The sequence below is a fragment of the Vibrio sp. J383 genome, from assembly GCF_023503985.1.
GTDB classification, from domain to species: domain Bacteria; phylum Pseudomonadota; class Gammaproteobacteria; order Enterobacterales; family Vibrionaceae; genus Vibrio; species Vibrio splendidus.
The window spans coordinates 2,186,558-2,202,385 of the sequence record NZ_CP097293.1 but is presented as its reverse complement, the minus strand read 5'-3'; the positions used below and the strand labels follow the sequence as shown (position 1 = coordinate 2,202,385).

Below are 15,828 nucleotides of genomic sequence, written 5' to 3'. Positions count from 1 at the left end.
AACTCACTGAGTTGTAGAGAAAAGCGATAAGAAAGAGGAATTCATTTCCTCTTTTTTTTTGCCTATCGCACAGTAAAATTACTGTAATTGAAGGTAATTTTGCGTTTTACCTAATGGAATGGTTCAACAGTGTGAGACGAAATGATGCTTAAACCTAGCGATACATGGAGTTGGTATTACGATGAGCAGCAATGTTCATTAATGCTAAACCTCGGAGAGGATATGATTTTTAAAACGAATCTGGTCCGCAATAAGCTGGTGGACTGCGCTTTTAAAGATAATGAATTCACTGTTGATGATGCATCTTCCTACCAAACCTTCAAAGAACAAATTTCTGGCTTAGAACTGTCTGAGCCACGACAAGCAGAGCTTGCACTTTATTGTGTGGCTGCAAAGCGTTTCCATAAGCCTGTACAGCCTAAAAGCTGGTTCTTCGACTCACAAGGCGCTGGCCATGAATATCCTCAAGAAGGGGATATTGTACAAATGAATAACGAGCATAGCCTTGGTTACTTCATTGTATTAGAAGTAGGAGAGTGTGCGAGCCTATGTGCATTTGTAGACTTAGAAGAGTTCCTCCTAACGCCTTCAAAAGGGTTACGCTTTGGAGACTCGATTAAAGTCATGCACGATAGAATGACTGATGCAAATGCCATCCTTCATCAAACGCATATTGCGATGGTGGGTTAACCTCTAACCTCTAATCTCTAACCTCTAATCTCTAACCTAGAGCATCACTAGAGCATCACTAGAGCATTATTTCGACCAACCATCGCTACGAATAAACCTGTAATACCTTCCCCATAATCGGCTTAATAGCCGATTTTTTTGTGCCTAAAAAAGCCTATCTCAATAAATACGACGTAGTTCATTCATTTGAATGACGTTGTTCACTTATTTAATTTGCAAAAAACGTATCTTTTTTAACCTCAATTTAGACCGATTCTCTCATTATCGATAGCGGGTTTCCTCTGTTTATTCCCTGTTTGGGGTCTTTTGTTGCTAAATTTCAGCCTAAATTTAAATCTGGTGTATACCAGTTTAAGGGTGAATATAAATGCACTTGATGGTTTAAGCCTATCGATGAGTGTTATTTCTGTGAGATTGAGAGTTGTTGTGTTGTAAGGGAGTGCGGGTAAGCGATCGCTTCATGACTGACCATTTGCTAAGCAGTTAGTCGAAAGATTCAATGAAAAGACGAGTTTAGTGTGATGCTCTGGTAACAAATTCAGGTATAATCGAGCTCATTTTTATCAATAAAAGAACACTATGAATCAATATCTAGCGGTTACCTCAAATGGCCTTGAGAATTTATTAGTTGAAGAACTAACCCAACTAGGGATTACAAACGCAAAACCTGTTCAAGCAGGTGTTAAATTCAAAGCCACCAATGAGCAAATTTATCGTTGTTGTTTGTGGAGCCGTTTGGCTTCTCGATTTGTACGTGTCCTTTCCGAATTCACTTGTATGGACGACATGGATCTTTACCTATCAACCACTGCGGTTAACTGGGTAAATCAATTCCATAGCACTAAGCGTTTCGTTGTTGATTTCAATGGTACGAACAACGAAATCCGTAATAGCCAATACGGTGCGATGAAAGTAAAAGATGCCGTTGTAGATTGCTTTGAGAAGAAGTCTTTACCGCGCCCATCTATTAGTAAAGAAAATCCAGATATTCGTATTCACGTTCGTCTACATCGCGACAAAGCGATTCTTGGTGTGGATATGGTAGGTAGTGGCCTTCATCAACGTGGCTACCGTCCAGAATCCGGTCGCGCACCACTGCGTGAAACTCTTGCTGCAGCGATTCTTCTTCGTAGTGGTTGGGATGCAACGAAACCTTTCTTAGACCCTATGTGTGGTTCAGGTACGTTAGTGATTGAAGCGGCGATGATGGCTGCAAACATGGCACCAGGTGTGAAACGTCAGAAATGGTGTTTTGAATCACTAGAAGATTTCGAACCAGAGCTTTGGGCTGAAGTGAAAGCAGAAGCGAACGTTCAAGGCCGTCGTGGCGTTAAGAAAGTCGAATGTAAGTTCTTCGGTTATGACAACGACGAACGCATGATCAAAACGGCGCGTGACAATGCACGTCGTGCTGGCGTTGAAGAGTTGATTGAATTCGAAGTAGGTGACGCAGCAAAGCTTAAACGCCCTGCAGAGTTCAATGATGGTGTGATTGTGTCAAACCCTCCTTATGGTGAGCGTTTAGGTACAGAGCCGGGCTTGATTGCACTGTACACAGCATTTGGTGCTCAACTGAAGGCTGAGTTTGGCGGTTGCAACGCGTCTATCTTCTCAAGCTCTGATGAATTACTTAGCTGCTTACGTATGCGTGCAGACAAACAGTTCAAACTGAATAACGGTGCGTTACCGTGTCACCAGAAGAACTACTCAATTTCAGACCGTCCTATGTCTGAGCGTCCAACTGGCGAGCAAGAACAGTTGATTGCTCCTGATTTCGCGAACCGTCTTAAAAAGAACATCGGCAAAATCGGTAAGTGGGCTAAGAAAGAGCAACTAGATTGCTACCGTATCTACGATGCTGACTTACCAGAATACAATGTAGCGATTGACGTGTATCCGGGTCACCTTGTGATTCAAGAATACGCAGCGCCTAAAGATGTGCCGGAAGACAAAGCTAAGCGTCGCTTAACCGATATCATCCGTGCTTCTATCCAAGTGACTGGCGTTGAAGCGAACAACGTCGTGCTTAAGGTTCGTCAGAAGCAGAAGGGCCGTTCTCAATACCAGAAGATGGCTCAAGACTCTTCTAACCTAGAAGTAAACGAATACGGCGTTAAGTTGATTGTTAACCTTCATGACTATCTAGATACAGGCTTGTTCTTAGATCATAAGATCACTCGTCGCCGTATTGGTGAGATGGCTGGTGGTAAAGACTTCTTGAACCTGTTTGCTTACACAGGCAGCGCTTCTGTTCATGCTGCAGTAGGTGGCGCTCGCTCTACAACGACTGTGGATATGTCGAACACATATCTTGAGTGGGCAAAAGAGAACATGGAACTGAACGGCCGTGTTGGTCGTCAACATCAATTTGTTCAAGCAGACTGTTTACAATGGTTGGCAAAAGAACAAGGATCTTACGACTTGATCTTTATTGATCCACCAACATTCTCAAACTCTAAGCGTATGGATCAATCTTTTGATGTTCAGCGTGATCACATCCAATTGATGGAAGATTTAAAGCGTCTTCTAAGAGAAGAAGGCACGATTGTGTTCTCTAACAATAAGCGTCATTTCAAGATGGATATGGAAGGTCTGGAAGAGCTGGGTCTTAAAGCTCAGAATATCTCGTCTAAGACGTTGCCTCTGGATTTCTCTCGCAACAAGCACATTCATAACTGCTGGCTGATTACTCATAAGTAATTAAGAGATTGTATAAGGATATATAGTGCTGACTCTCTACAGTACAGAAGGGTGCCATCTATGTGAGATGGCATTCAAACTCACGGAACAGCTGAATATAAGTCATCAGATCAATGTGGTGGATATCGCATTGGATGATGAGCTCTTCTCCCGTTACGGGGTCACTATTCCGGTACTCAAATTTGAAAGCTCTGACTTGTCTAAACACTCAGAGCTTAACTGGCCTTTTGGCTTGTTAGAACTTAACGATTGGTTAAAGAAGAATGGCATTACTTACAATTCATAATGGGCAATTAGCGTTTGGCGATCACCCATTATTAGATGGTGCGGATTTCGCACTGCAAGAAAACGAACGTGTGTGTTTGGTTGGCCGTAATGGTGCAGGCAAATCAACGTTGATGAAGATTTTGTCTGGCAACATCATCATGGATGACGGCAAGATGCAGATCACACAAGATGTGGTTGTATCTCGTTTAGAGCAAGATCCTCCTCGTAATGAGCAGGGCTCTGTTTACGAATACGTATCTGGTGGTTTAGCTGAAATAGGTGAGTTGCTTAAGGAATACCACAACTTACTTGATGTTATTGCAGAAGATCCTAGCGAAAAGAATTTAAACCGCCTTACTCGCGTTCAAGAAAAATTGGATCATGCGAATGCTTGGCGTTTTGAAGATCGCGTAAGTAATGTTCTTGCTGCTCTTAAACTAACAGCAAATACTAAACTGACGGAACTGTCAGGTGGTTGGCAACGTAAAGCTGCACTTGCACGTGCGCTTGTATGTGACCCAGATGTATTACTGCTTGATGAGCCTACCAACCACTTAGACGTAGCAACGATCGAATGGTTAGAAGCTTTCTTAAAAGACTTCCGTGGTTCAATCATCTTTATCTCGCATGACCGTGCTTTTATTAAATCAATGGCAACACGCATTGTTGACCTTGACCGTGGCAAGCTAAGTTCTTTCCCTGGTGACTACGACAACTACTTGCTAGAGAAAGAAGAAGCGCTACGTGTTGAAGAGATGCAAAACGCAGAATTTGACAAAAAGCTAGCGCAAGAAGAAGTTTGGATTCGTCAAGGCATCAAAGCGCGTCGTACGCGTAATGAAGGCCGTGTTCGTGCTCTTAAAAAGCTTCGTGAAGAGCGTCAAGATCGTCGTGAAGTACAAGGTAAAGCGAATATCCAAATCGATACGTCTGCACGTTCAGGTAAAATCGTATTTGAAGCAGAGAACCTTAACTTTGCATTTGAAGGCAAAGAGATCGTTACTGACTTTAGTTTCAACATCATGCGCGGCGATCGTATCGCACTTATCGGGCCAAATGGCTGTGGTAAGAGTACGGTTCTTAAACTGCTTCTTGATCAACTTAAACCTGATTCAGGTCGTTTGCATTGTGGTACTAAACTGGAAGTGGCTTACTTCGACCAATACCGTGAAATTCTAGACCCTGAGAAGTCGGTGATTGATAACCTGGCTGATGGTAAGCAAGAAGTAACCGTAGGCGGACGTGAACGTCATGCACTGAGCTACTTACAAGATTTCTTGTTCTCTCCTAAACGTGCTCGTACCCCTGTTAAAGCACTGTCTGGTGGCGAGAAAAACCGATTGTTATTGGCTCGTATTTTCCTTAAATCGAATAACTTGTTGATTCTCGATGAGCCTACCAATGATTTAGATATCGAAACATTGGAACTTTTAGAAGATTTGCTTGCCAACTATGAGGGCACGTTGCTTCTCGTGAGCCACGATCGTCAGTTTGTTGATAATACGGTAATGACGAGTTGGATATTTGAAGGTAACGGCGTAGTTGAAGAGTTTGTTGGTGGTTACCACGATGCTCAGAAACAAAGAGCACAAGCACTTGAGTATCGTCAGGTTGAAAAGCCAGCAAAGACTGAAAAAGTTGTTGAGGAAACTCCCAAAACTGCGGCAGTTAAGGCTAAACCTAAGAAGTTATCGTATAAGCTACAACGAGAACTAGAAGCGCTACCAATGCGTTTAGAAGAATTGGAAACTCAAATTGAAACTCTTCAGGAAGAAGTCAACGATCCAAGCTTCTTTTCAAAATCTGTAGAGCAGACACAACCAGTATTAGATAAGCTATCTGCAGTAGAGCAGGAGCTTGAAGTTGCTTTTGAGCGCTGGGAAGAGCTCGAGGCACTACAACAGGAAAGTTAAGAAGTAATAATGACTTGTACTAAATTTAAATTAACAACAGTTGCAGCCCTAGTTTTGGCTGCAACTAATGCCAACGCTGCGCTTTACAAGGTAGTTGAAGTAACGCCTTCTATTACTGGTGCATCTGAAATATTTGGTGTTGCGATTCAGCCTGGTAAAGCTGTAAACGTTAACGCAGTATTGCCAACATTACCTGATGATGAGTTACCTCTAGGTTGCTTTGATTCTAATGCAACTAATTGTGCGGATAGTACATTTAAACTTGCTGGCGAAACTCGCGATACTCTTGAAGCTGTTAGTTATCGTGAAGAAGTTCCTTTCGCAATGGATGCTCCTTTTCAATATATTCAAGAATTCGATGATTTCGAAAACTATTGTTATAGAGAGCTGAGATATTCGACCTGTGAGAGTTGGGCGCAAAACCGTTGGAACGATACATGGAGTAAGGAAAGGAATGACCTTACGTACGTCAATGCGAGAGCATTCGTTGAAGGTGGGGAGACATTTGAAAGCCGTAATACGGTAATCAATTCTCTAGATGACGATGCTAAACCTGTTGGCGTTAAATCTGAAGGTGGTATCCGTAATAATGCGTTGTTTACGACGACAGCTGCGCCTACTGGTACTTCAGAAACTCGAGCATGGAAAGCGATAACTGCAAACAGTACTGTTTATAATGTAGGTAGTGTATCTGTAGAGCAAGTTCCGACAGGTACTTCTGAACCTGATAAGGCATTTAGTTCAAAAGCGGCTATTTGGGACGGTACAACGACTGAAGAAATTAATTGGCTCCGAAGTGGTGACGCTAAACAGGATGACTACTTCGCCCAAGGTAGCATGCGATCTATTACTATAGGACAAACAGACGATCAGCCCGCAGTAGATATTTTCTACGGTGTAGGCTACAACACTGCTGATGGTAACGGTAGCTTGCAAGACATGAATGCAAGTGTTTTTGTGAGCGACTCACTAGACCTTACCAATGCAACATGGACAACTAAAGAGATTAGCGGCGCAGAGGTTAAGTCTGGTTCATCAAATGATGATGCAAGATACAGTAACTCTGTAGCGACCGATATTAACGACAATTTGTTTGCTGTTGGCTATGCTAAGCGTAACGGTTATGTGCCAGAGAGTGGCAGTGCAGGTAACAAAATTTTCGTTGTAACGGATGCTAAAAACCCGACTGCAACATACTTGTCTGGTGGTATCTTCTTTGGTGGTTCGAGCGGCGAAGCTAAAGCCGTCAACAACTTCAATGAGTTTGTCGGCCAAATTGACGCTGAGACGACTCGTGAAGTAGATGGTAGTGAGCGTAGACACCGTGGTTTTATTTACCCGTATCAAGCGACTGGTACTGACGCATCAAGGATTGCGCTGTTTGAAAGCAAATCTTGGTGGTTAGATGATCTAACAAATGGTGCAAATGCAGATGGGCAAGATTACTCGAATGCTAACAACCATTTTCGGGTTATTGATGCGACGGATATCAATGATGCAGGTGTGATCTCAGCAACTGCTATCAAGTGTACCGTTGGTGGAGCAACACAAGCATATGATACAACGTCTCATAACTCGTATTGTGGCGGCGCTGCATCTAACGCGGTAGAAAAAGTAGTAGCTGTTAAGTTGATTCCAATTGCCGGAGCTACTAAAGCGGATATTCAAACTCGTAGCACTGATACAGAGAAAGTTGATCGTCAAGGCGGTAGCCTAGGTTGGTTAAGTTTGACTGTGCTTGGCCTGTTAGGGTTCCGTAGAAAATTTAAATAATTTTATCTCTTGAGCCCGAGTTCACAATTCTGAACTCGGGCTTTTTTTCGCCTTGAGAAAAGTGCAAAAGTGGTCGATTCTTAAAGTTGGAGTCAACAAAACTCCACGAAGTTGTAATCATTGTATGTTAGTAAACGAACACCCGTATGAGGACTGCACTATGAAGAGACAAAAGCGTGATCGCCTAGAACGAGCACAATCTCAAGGTTACAAAGCTGGTTTAAACGGCAGGTCACAAGAAGCTTGCCCATACAGCCAAATGGATTCTAAATCGTATTGGTTAGGTGGTTGGCGTGATGCCAAAGATGATAAGCATTCAGGTCTCTATAAGTAGATAGGGCGAACATATTCAAAGGTCAAGGCTCCATGTTGTATAACAGCTGGAGCCTTGTTAGTTTCTGAGAACCATACAAGGCCTTATAAACCGAGAACTGGCTGCTTAGAAAGTGATTTAAGATTGTTTCGCTGGTGGACATATAATTGATGAGAGTTACTTAGCTACATCTTAGTGCACTATAACTAAATGTATTGGAATGAAAATAAAGCAACCATTGGCTGCTTTATTAAAAATCTAACTATTAGACTAGAATGCTGATGTGTCTTGGAAAAGACCAACTTTCAAATCTTTAGCCACATAGATCTCTTTACCATCAACAAGAACGCGACCGTCTGCAAGGCCCATTACTAGGCGACGGTTAACAACACGCTTCATGTGAATTTCGTAAGTTACTTTTTTAGCCGTAGGTAAGATTTGGCCAGTGAATTTAACTTCACCAACACCTAGAGCACGGCCTTTTCCTTTGCCGCCAACCCAACCAAGGTAGAAGCCAACAAGCTGCCACATTGCATCAAGGCCTAGACAACCAGGCATTACTGGGTCGCCAGGGAAGTGACAGTCGAAGAACCATAGGTCAGGAGTAATATCCAGTTCAGCAAGAATCAAACCTTTACCGAAATCACCTTCAGTCTCAGACATTTTAGTGATGCGATCCATCATCAACATGTTCGGTGCTGGTAGTTGAGGACCTTCTGGCCATAGTTCGCCTTGGCTTGATGCTAGAAGATCTTCGCGAGTGTAAGAATCACGTTTGTTTTGCATTATCAATTACTCCGATTTTTGATAGGTGCATATTAGTGAACAGGTGTACGCTAAACAAGTCCGATCAGTACTAGACAAACCAGTTTTTAATGCGTCCAACGATTCCAATAGGGTGCTCATGTCTTTCAAAGTTTTCAATACGTTCCGCGATTTTACTCAGAACGCTTTCTTGTTCTTCGTCCCTAAATGGTGCGTTCATAATAAGAGGAATCGCTTCATCTACATTAGACACAGACCAGATATGGAACTCTTTGTTTTTGATGCTTTCAATTAGGTCTGGCTTCAGAGCAAGGTGTCTTAAGTTAGATCTTGGAAGGATCACACCTTGTTCGCCAGTTAGCCCGTTGTGTTTACACACATGGTAGAAGCCTTCGATTTTCTCGTTTAGCCCACCAACGGCTTGTACACGACCGAATTGGTCGACAGCACCGGTTACCGCTATTTGTTGATTGATAGGGTATTCCGACAAAGCACTTACTAGAGAGCAAAGCTCAGCAAGGGAAGCGCTATCGCCATCAACTTCGCAGTATGATTGCTCAAACACAACAGAAGCAGCATATGGCAACGGATCTTCAAGGTTTAGCGCGCTGCTTACGAACGCTTGCATGATCATCATGCCTTTAGCGTGAAGGTTGCCACCAAGCTCTGCTTTTCTTTCTACATCGGTAATGTCACCATCGCCAAAGTGAATAACACAGGAAATACGAGCTGGTTCACCATAAGAAATAGGGTGTCCAGGAACGTCAATAACCGTCAGGCCGTTAACTTGTCCTACTTGTTCACCCTCAGTTTCGATGATGACTTGGCCATCTCGAATATCATCGAGAGCACGTTCAGGAAGGTAAGACTCGCGGTTGTATTTGTGTTGTTGAGCTTGCTGAATATGGTGAATATCAATGTCACCATTGTCCGCTTCAACTAAAGCTTCGCTCAATAGCGCATTGTGCCAAATAGGGCATAAAGGGATATAGCTCTGATCTTCAGTCTCACGCGCGCCAGCGGTAAGAATCCCAATTAGTGCCTGTTGCGTAATGTATGGGAGGTTATAACGTTGCTGAAGCCATCTTAGATACCCAAGATATTGGGTCAAAGTATCGTGTGAAAGCTTAATATCTTGTTCTATTTCACTGAATAGGCAAAACCCTGTTTGAATATCGCCATCTAGATAATCCAGATCACCAAGTTGAGCGCGGTCTCCGACAACAATCAACTTAATGTTGTATGTCAGTGCAGCGATAGGCGTTTGATTTAGATGCTCTGGAAAACTGCTAATTGGTTCGACTGCTTCACCGAGAAGTGCGGATTTCAATAACAACCAACTTCCTGGATTTGCAAGGATCAGATTCGCTGAGACAACGAGGTAACCATTGTTCGCTCTGGAAAGTAGACCTGGCTTTGTCGCTACAATTTCACCATTTTTAGACTGAACTTGGTCAAATAAAGTGGCTGCATTTAAAGATTCGGTTTTTACAACAGGCTGAGCATCGTCTTTTAATTCTGTCGTCAAAGATTCAACGATAAGTTGACGATAGATTGAGTTGTCAGGCGCATTAACAAGTAGAACTCGTGAAAGATTGGATAGGCGTACAAAACGGGTTAGCGCATCTCTAAATCTATGTTGAATATCTGAGAATGTGAAAGGAGAGATGTCAGGAAATTGCTCTAGTTGAGCGCTATATTCATCGTACTGAGGCGTAACATGTCGCCAATCTACTTGAGTCATTTAAATGTCTGATTATGATAATAAGGTAGGGAGTATATAGAAAAACCGAGGACTCATATAGGTCTATGTTGTAGTTACTAAACACTAAGCTAATATAAGTATGATCTTGGTCTATTCTTTCAAGACAATAATTGTTAAGTGACCTATTATGGGTTACGCTGTCACTAGGTTAACTCTCGAGATTAGACATGAAATATCAGCAGCTTGAAAATTTAGAATGTGGTTGGAAATGGAACTACTTGGTAAAAAAATGGAAAGAAGGTGATTCAATCACTTGCCATATAGATTCAAGTGAAGCTGATGTTGCCGTGAAAGCTTTGTTGGAGCTAGAACACCAACCTACAGGGGTTCTTGAGTGGATCTCAAATAACATGTCGCCTGAGCTTGATAACAAACTCAAGCAAGCGATCAGAGCCAAACGTAAGCGCCATTTCAACGCTGAGCAAGTTCATACTAAAAAGAAGTCTATCGATCTTGATTATCGAGTCTGGGAGAAGTTATCTCAACGAGCAAACGAACTCGGTTGTACGTTATCTGATGCGATAGAGTATTTGGTTAGCGAAGCGTCTCGAAGTGAGCAGGCCAGCAAGACAGTTACTAGCCTTAAAGAAGATTTGAGTAAGCTCCTTTCTGACGATAAATAACCGTCAACAGTAGTGGTGACATTATGATGTATGTAATCTTAATTGGTGCAGCGTTGGTTTTTTGGTTAGTCGCAGTTGATCGGCCGGTATTGAAAATCAAATTTAGTGACGGGGCGATCGAACAAGTTAAAGGTCATCTTCCACCGAGCTTTAAGCACAACCTTCAAGAAATTGGCCACAATAATGCCTTCAAGGGTGAGTTGAAAGTGTATGCGAAGCGCTCTGGTTACAATCTCAAATTTACTAAAGATGTACCTAAAAGCGTTCAACAACGTATTCGTAACGTATTTCCGCATAATGGATTTAAATCCAAAGGTTCAAAGAAAGCGTAATTGTCGAGAATTACGAGTTATCTTGTAAAACGTCATACTTAGTTAACTATTCATCCCCCCTAAACTGTAAGCATACTGTTCTCACCCCCAATAAAGAGAGAGCAGTATGAGATATCTAATATTCTTGTCGTGTTTTTTATCCCCATTCGTTTTTGCCGATGATGCATTGGTTAACCCCGTAGCCAAAAAAATCAAAGCCACAGTGCTGAAAGGGCTCAATAAGAGTAATATTGATTTTGATGGTTATTGCGACCTGATGATAGAAATGAAGCACTCTAAAGGTTTTGCCAGAATTAAAAAGGTTAGGGCATCTGGCGATAGCAAAGTATGCAAACAAGCTAAAAAGCACTTACCGAGGAAGAAAAAGTTCAAATACAGCTTTCCTGAAAAGTACATCCGCCTCCATATCACATAATAATCCATATCATGCACTATAACTAAATGACCTTAATTTTATTGAAACAATTACGTGAACCAATCTCTAATTTCTATTAATATTAGTTTTATTATAAAGGCAGGATATGCCGACAAAAGAGCATTTAGGGCAAAGGAAAGTCACTGTTGTTGTTAGCACATAAAAATTACCCCCCTGAAGTGATTGAGATATCTAGAAAAGTCTCTATCAATGTTGAGGCTCGCTTTAATCGGTGGCTGATCTCTCCGGAGTATAAACTCGAACAATCTACGGTAGATACATTACTGAGTTTGGAAAATAGATACTGTGATAGCGTTATTTTTGATGAATCTGACCGCATATCTCACAATCAACGTATTTTATTGCGTTGTGAACAAGATAGAGTTAACGCTCATCGTGAGAAAGTCGTCGCGAAGCAACAAACACTGCGTTACGTGGTCGATGATGTAAGTAATGCAGCCTCGGAGCTTATGCTTGAGAAGCTTCAAGGGACCTTAATAAGCACATTGTTTTCAGAGCTACCAGACTACAACCAGTTCGCTAATGTTGGCTATTCGCCATCCTTAAATTTTTCTAAGCTTCATGAAATATCAGCTAAAAGTAGTGCATTGAGTTCAAGCTTAATCGAGTTTGTTTCCAATCGTGAGTTCAATGAAAAGTACGGTAAAAAATCCAAGGTAATTCTCGACCCTAAAGTTGCAGCGCGGCAAATAGGTATCGAGAACTGTCGTTTGTTGTTTCCATTGCTGATGAGCCAACAGCTTATTAAATGGAGTGATGGCAACATCAAGCACATCTCGCCTAAGGTTTGGCAGCATCTGGTAGTGACTTCAAATGCGACTCGAATTCGACTTCAAGAAACGTCGGTAAAAGATCCTAACGTCGGTATTCTACTAGGTGTTTTGAGAGTTCTGCCTTTATTCTTGATTTGTAACCACTTTTCTTCAACTTTTGAAGATGCATTGGTAAAAACGATGCTTGGCTATCGTGAAGCAAGTGACAAGCATGATGAATATTATGCTTGTACAGAGGTGATACCAAACACACAGTTTCTCGAAGTAATGGTAGAGAAATTGGAGCTTAAGCTACTAAAAAATCTCGTTGAATTTGTAGATTGGAGCCCAAGTAATCTGTTCATTAAGAGGGCGCTTCTAGAGGAAGTGAATGATATCCCCGTGCTTGAGCGAACAGTTTATGGCGCGGCTCTCGCCCAAGGTCGAAAGTTTTCTATTTTCGAAGCGTTGGATAACAGCGAATTGTTTAACGTTAAGCATCGCCCTTATTGGTTTTCCACAGTTCAAATGTCTATAACGACAATTGAACAAATGCAGGCTAGAGTGCCAGGACAACTGACGACGAACATGTAAATAAAAGGGAGCCACATTAAATGTGGCTCCCTTTTTGTTACACTGCAACTTCTGGTAATTTGCTAGTTTTTCAATAATAATCAGTTGGTTGTGTTATTTTAACTGACCACTTCGAATGTAAACGACTCTTGTTTTGCTGTTGCGTGCTTAACGGGAATACCAAGGCGTTGGCAAGTCATCAGAACTTTAAGCTTCCTGTCGGCAGGAGCGTGTTCAGAGAGGATCACAGAACTTAGGCATTCTCTATTAAGGTACAGCTTATTGCCGAGCATCTCCTCATCAGGCAACACCCAGCGATATTCCTTTTCGTAGCGCCAATTAGAATGCTTGATCTTAAATATTTCTACATCCAATTCAGATGTTTGGAATTCATTCAACGATTCTAAGTGGAACATGTTTGGGTCGTCTTCATACTGGACTCCAAAGCAATTGAGCTTGGCCTCACCATTATAACAATTGAGATCATACTCGATGCACATGCCTTTAAAGTTGTCGCCATACTGAGACCATAGTATTGGGTGGTCACTTGACTGAGAAAAACACACAACCTTGAAATCGTTCTGAAGTTCTTTGTCGAGCAGATGGTTAGACTCAAATGGGTTATTAAAGGTCTTAGCGTAATCAAACCATAACGAACATTCGGCAATAGATTGTATGTTTCTGTCGTGGAGAGATCTGAACTTATAAAGTTTAGGCAACATATCAAACACCTAGTTTACAACATTGCTTGATGTTAACACTTTAATTCATAACTCATACCCGAATGCATAGCATTTGATTGCTTAATCACCAAATTTATTGGCACAACTGTTTGATAGATCAAAATTTAAACACGAAATAGTGACCGGTTTAAGTGGTTTGTTTTGCATAAAGGCTAAGCTTTCAAGTTGTAGCTTTTTAGGAAGATACAACGTAACTTGTTGGATTGCTTGGAAGTTTTAACAACTCCTTCTTGAGGCTGAAACTAGCTACAGCCCAGAAAGGCCAAAAATTGATGGCATACGGCCTTACCAATGAGAGTGCGATAGTGTGTTTAACGCTTTATCTAGCGATGACGTAAGTCGATTGGTCTGACACGTCTGTTGATGCAATGCCGAAGTGCGCTAACGGACAATTGATTTAGGTGTCAGTGTTTTATCTGAAGATATTAATGCCACAGCGTTTGCCCTTTTAAGTGTGAAGGATCACGCGGTAACTTACGTAATGTGAATTCATCTCTGAGATAAGATTTAGCGAAGTTCTTTCGCTTCTTTCCCAATGCTGGCAAGTCGCCTAACACTTTAACAATACCTTTAACTTCCAGTGAATCAAAACTATAGCCTTGATCAAGAAGGAGCTCCAATACTGGATAGAGCTTTTTATATACCCGAGTTGCTTCAGCTTTTGAATCTCGTCTTACTTTTCTCTTCGCCTGCAATGAATCGAGTAGAGAGAGCCTTCCCAACATGCCAAGTATATTGGATACATTAATTATGACGTTCGTAACGTAGATACTTAGAACGAGTTCGATGCAAAAGATAACGTAGTACTCAGTAATAAATATTTGGTCACTGTACAGGATGACCGGGTAAACATTCTCTAAGATCGTCATGCCAACAAAACTAACACCGATCAAGATTCGATAATTAGAACTGATAACGTCCACATTAGTGAATCGTAAGAACAAACAAATAATGGCAACGTATGTGATAAACGCAGAAACAAAGGAGATGACTTGCTCACCAGTACTCGCCACCATTAGGTCAACATTAAAGAAAGTAGATCCAATGATTAGTAGTGCGCATAAGATAATTGCTTGCTTTTGGTCATTGTTTGTTTGCAAAATTTTGGCTCCGATTTAATACAGCGACGGAGTATAGATGAAACTTGCAACTACTTTTATATCATTGATTTAAAATGGTTATTTTGACTGCCTGATTGGTGGTATTGATTGGTTCATTGAATCGAGAAACCGTGTTTTTGATAGGACTCGTTCTTTGCTACATAAAAACAAATGCTCATACCAACTCTATCAGGAGGGCTTAAGCTAACTTGACGGCCACAAACGTCCATTGTAATAAGCATCCGGATAATTCCTAAGCAGACCGATATAGGTAAGCTTAGGAGGACATTTTAAAATGGCTCAAACCAGACATTACTAAATTGCTCTAACACATTCAGTACGTATTATGGGTCTAAATTATGTTGAGTGGTTCGCTTTGCTTAACTGAATAAGAACGTGGGTGAGTAACATGCTCAATGAGGAGGTCGGCTTGTCCGGCCTTTTTGATGCTCGTTAGGAAAATCGTTGTTAGAAGTTAACCCGTAACATAATTTGCACAATGCGCATTAATCCTACAATTCTTCCCCATCAAATTGCTGTAAACACGTTGACAATGTAAAGAGAAACATACATCATTTGATAACAGTTGAAATGATTAGATGATTAGATGATTAGATGATTGTGGAGCTCAGCTCTAACTTTGCCCCACATAAAGTTTAATAGTTAGCCTATTAATTGATTCAGAACTTCAAGTAATTGATTCAGAACTCCAAGTAATTGATTCAGAACTTCAAGAGCTTTGTCTGCTAACTTTAAGATTTTTATTAATATCTCTATGTATTTCATTTTTACCTCTGAGTTTTAAAGTAACCCTACAGAGAAGACGCTCAATCTAGCTGTAGGGTTGAATTCGAAAGGCCACTTAATTGTGGTTTTTCTCGTTTCTACTTATAAAGTAGGATTCGTATCATTGCATGCTTTTAAGTTACGCGCAAACGTGACGCGTTGATTGCTTTTTTGGTCTGAGACCAAGAACTTCGGTACTTCTCTATTAGGTGGTGGTTATTACAAATCAGACACCCGACCGCAAGCGACGAGGATGAGCGGAACTAGCCCCGCAGGGATAAGGGCACTCGATACAGT

At 41.4% G+C, this 15,828-nt stretch carries 14 protein-coding genes; 10 read left to right on the top strand and 4 right to left on the bottom strand.

Annotation, left to right across the window (positions count from 1 at the left end; translation table 11 throughout):
* Positions 1-141: 141 nt before the first annotated feature.
* From M4S28_RS10185 to rmf, 6 genes are all read left to right on the top strand, one after another.
* A complete protein-coding gene (locus M4S28_RS10185; RefSeq protein WP_004733648.1) occupies positions 142-690 on the top strand; it encodes a cell division protein ZapC in 549 nt (182 codons plus the stop codon).
* Between the two features lie 579 nt (positions 691-1,269).
* Entirely contained in the window at positions 1,270-3,390 is a 2,121-nt protein-coding gene (gene rlmKL, locus M4S28_RS10180) for a bifunctional 23S rRNA (guanine(2069)-N(7))-methyltransferase RlmK/23S rRNA (guanine(2445)-N(2))-methyltransferase RlmL (protein WP_017088510.1), read from the top strand.
* A gap of 67 nt (positions 3,391-3,457) precedes the next feature.
* Positions 3,458-3,676, top strand: a complete 219-nt coding sequence (locus tag M4S28_RS10175; RefSeq protein ID WP_004733650.1) for a glutaredoxin family protein — start codon at positions 3,458-3,460, stop codon at positions 3,674-3,676.
* Positions 3,654-5,570, top strand: coding sequence for an ABC transporter ATP-binding protein (locus tag M4S28_RS10170; protein WP_249631734.1), 1,917 nt, complete (start codon positions 3,654-3,656; stop codon positions 5,568-5,570). Before M4S28_RS10175 ends, M4S28_RS10170 begins: the two co-directional genes overlap by 23 nt.
* 9 nt (positions 5,571-5,579) lie before the next feature.
* Positions 5,580-7,343: a DUF3466 family protein gene (locus M4S28_RS10165; RefSeq protein ID WP_249631733.1), complete on the top strand. Its 1,764-nt coding sequence runs from the start codon at positions 5,580-5,582 to the stop codon at positions 7,341-7,343.
* Positions 7,344-7,503: 160 nt separating this feature from the next.
* Complete coding sequence (gene rmf, locus M4S28_RS10160; RefSeq protein ID WP_017074275.1) at positions 7,504-7,677, top strand: ribosome modulation factor; 174 nt, start codon at positions 7,504-7,506, stop codon at positions 7,675-7,677.
* A 249-nt stretch (positions 7,678-7,926) separates the two neighbouring features.
* Here rmf and fabA read toward each other — a convergent pair whose 3' ends face one another.
* Positions 7,927-8,442: a bifunctional 3-hydroxydecanoyl-ACP dehydratase/trans-2-decenoyl-ACP isomerase gene (gene fabA, locus M4S28_RS10155; protein WP_010440782.1), complete on the bottom strand. Its 516-nt coding sequence runs from the start codon at positions 8,440-8,442 to the stop codon at positions 7,927-7,929.
* 70 nt (positions 8,443-8,512) lie between these two features.
* Complete coding sequence (locus M4S28_RS10150) at positions 8,513-10,165, bottom strand: AAA family ATPase (protein WP_249631732.1); 1,653 nt, start codon at positions 10,163-10,165, stop codon at positions 8,513-8,515.
* Positions 10,166-10,353: 188 nt separating this feature from the next.
* On the opposite strand from M4S28_RS10150, the gene matP reads away from it, so the two are divergent.
* The 4 genes from matP (at position 10,354) to M4S28_RS10130 (ending at position 12,923) form a co-directional block, all read left to right on the top strand.
* Entirely contained in the window at positions 10,354-10,809 is a 456-nt protein-coding gene (gene matP / locus M4S28_RS10145; RefSeq protein WP_004733655.1) for a macrodomain Ter protein MatP, read from the top strand.
* Between the two features lie 23 nt (positions 10,810-10,832).
* Positions 10,833-11,141: a DUF3634 family protein gene (locus M4S28_RS10140; RefSeq protein WP_108117409.1), complete on the top strand. Its 309-nt coding sequence runs from the start codon at positions 10,833-10,835 to the stop codon at positions 11,139-11,141.
* A 106-nt stretch (positions 11,142-11,247) separates the two neighbouring features.
* Positions 11,248-11,556: a hypothetical protein gene (locus M4S28_RS10135; RefSeq protein ID WP_102504398.1), complete on the top strand. Its 309-nt coding sequence runs from the start codon at positions 11,248-11,250 to the stop codon at positions 11,554-11,556.
* A 146-nt stretch (positions 11,557-11,702) separates the two neighbouring features.
* On the top strand, positions 11,703-12,923 hold the full coding sequence (locus M4S28_RS10130; RefSeq protein ID WP_108100429.1) for a hypothetical protein: 1,221 nt from the start codon (positions 11,703-11,705) through the stop codon (positions 12,921-12,923).
* 98 nt (positions 12,924-13,021) lie between these two features.
* Here M4S28_RS10130 and M4S28_RS10125 read toward each other — a convergent pair whose 3' ends face one another.
* A complete protein-coding gene (locus M4S28_RS10125) occupies positions 13,022-13,624 on the bottom strand; it encodes a DUF2971 domain-containing protein (RefSeq protein ID WP_029224369.1) in 603 nt (200 codons plus the stop codon).
* Between the two features lie 446 nt (positions 13,625-14,070).
* Positions 14,071-14,745 (bottom strand): hypothetical protein, encoded by a 675-nt coding sequence (locus tag M4S28_RS10120; protein ID WP_108100428.1) that lies wholly within the window; start codon positions 14,743-14,745, stop codon positions 14,071-14,073.
* Positions 14,746-15,828: the final 1,083 nt, after the last annotated feature.